At 60.7% G+C, this 1,398-nt stretch carries 4 protein-coding genes and 1 pseudogene; 4 read left to right on the top strand and 1 reads right to left on the bottom strand.

What is annotated here, in order from left to right; genetic code table 11:
• From EOA22_RS33620 to EOA22_RS33605, 4 genes and pseudogenes are all read left to right on the top strand, one after another.
• Positions 1-329 (top strand): annotated as a pseudogene (locus EOA22_RS33620) (hypothetical protein); the annotation flags it as partial.
• A 114-nt stretch (positions 330-443) separates the two neighbouring features.
• Positions 444-641, top strand: a complete 198-nt coding sequence (locus tag EOA22_RS33615) for a hypothetical protein (protein ID WP_082826783.1) — start codon at positions 444-446, stop codon at positions 639-641.
• Positions 642-902 (top strand): hypothetical protein, encoded by a 261-nt coding sequence (locus EOA22_RS33610; protein ID WP_063170768.1) that lies wholly within the window; start codon positions 642-644, stop codon positions 900-902.
• A 3-nt stretch (positions 903-905) separates the two neighbouring features.
• Entirely contained in the window at positions 906-1,157 is a 252-nt protein-coding gene (locus EOA22_RS33605) for a hypothetical protein (protein ID WP_127390614.1), read from the top strand.
• An 8-nt stretch (positions 1,158-1,165) separates the two neighbouring features.
• Here EOA22_RS33605 and EOA22_RS33600 read toward each other — a convergent pair.
• The coding region (locus tag EOA22_RS33600) for a hypothetical protein (protein ID WP_348629521.1) at positions 1,166-1,398 on the bottom strand (233 nt) is incomplete at its 5' end.

Here is a 1,398-nt window from a genome sequence, read left to right as displayed (position 1 = left end):
TTCTTGGTTGGGTGCCTGAGCGGCCGACGCTGGATCGGGTCGAGCCGCTTTCGGAAGATGGCGACCGTATCCCCTTCTTCACCAGCGACCTTGCCCAGGTGGAAGAAATGGCCCGCAAGGCGCTCAAGGACTGGACGATCGAGGTTGAGCGAGATCCTTGCGACGCTCACGTCTTCAACCCGGCAGCCGGGGATGATGATGATGACGAATTGCGCATGGCGGCGTGGCGCGACTTCGACGGTTCCTTGCTTATGGAGAAGCCGCCTGCAAATCCTGCAATCGCACTGACCCTGGCGATGATGCGCGGCCAGTCGATGCATTTCGAATAGTGGTGAGCGGGTTCATGGCCGCCATCATCTGTCGATCGCGCTTGGCCACTTCAGTTCGCACGGCCGGATGGCCGAACTGCCGACAAGCCCACACCGCATCTGAGGAGAGAGACCATGTCAGAAAAACCACCCTATATGCCGACCGGCATTGGAATGGGCATGATGAGCGACGCCGAGACCAAGGTCGGCGTTCTGATATTCGAAACGGTGCAAGGTAACTTCGATTTCGCCGTCAATCTGCAGGCTGTCGATGTCCTCACCAAGGCAATCAACAAGATCGAGATGCATCTCCGCTCCGGCAGGACGCACTGAGTGTCCGACGATGTGCCAGATCAGAAAAAGCCGAAGCTGATCGTTGTCGTCGCGTTCGACCGCGGCGAGGATGGCGACCTGTTCACCGCATACGGCCCGACCGACCAGCAAAGCGAAGACCGCGCGATCCGCACGGCAAAGGCGCTGGCTTCAAACCACGTCGGTGTCATAGCATGGAGTCGCGACGCCGACCCGGCGCTTGGCGACTATGGGCCGCCGACAGTGCTGTTCACCAACGGCGAAGTGCCGGACATGGAGTGAAGAATGATCGATTCGCCCAGACACCAGGATGACCATGACTACGCGGACCGCGCGCTAGACTGCCAGGAGGCCATGGAGCCCGGCTTTCAGGCGATCCTCGATTGCATGTTGGAGGTGGGCTGGACGCGGGGTGAGACATTGCGGGCGCTGAAGCGGCTCATTGCCGCCGACAACATGAACCAGAAAGAGAATGCCAAGACGGAAGCCGAGCTCGCGATCGCACGAGCTATGGTACGCGCCGGCAAGCCGCTCTAGCCTGTTAGCTACAGTTTGCTGACCCCAGCTTCATCGACCTCCGCTTCCATCTGATCGCCGACGGGCTCGGCCTTGCCGGCACCCTGGATGGACTGGCCATCGAAGCCCTGCAACCAGGCGTCGGCATATTCCCTCCAGAACTCCGGCACGACCCGCTCCCTTCCGTCCTTGCGCGCTTGCACCCCATAGAGCCAGGCATATCCGACGCGCCCCTGATCCTTCTTAGCCACGCCCATAATCG

The sequence above is a fragment of the Mesorhizobium sp. M7A.F.Ca.US.014.04.1.1 genome, from assembly GCF_003998745.1.
Classification (GTDB): Bacteria; Pseudomonadota; Alphaproteobacteria; order Rhizobiales; family Rhizobiaceae; genus Mesorhizobium; species Mesorhizobium ciceri.
This window is presented reverse-complemented; position numbering and strand designations above follow the sequence as displayed.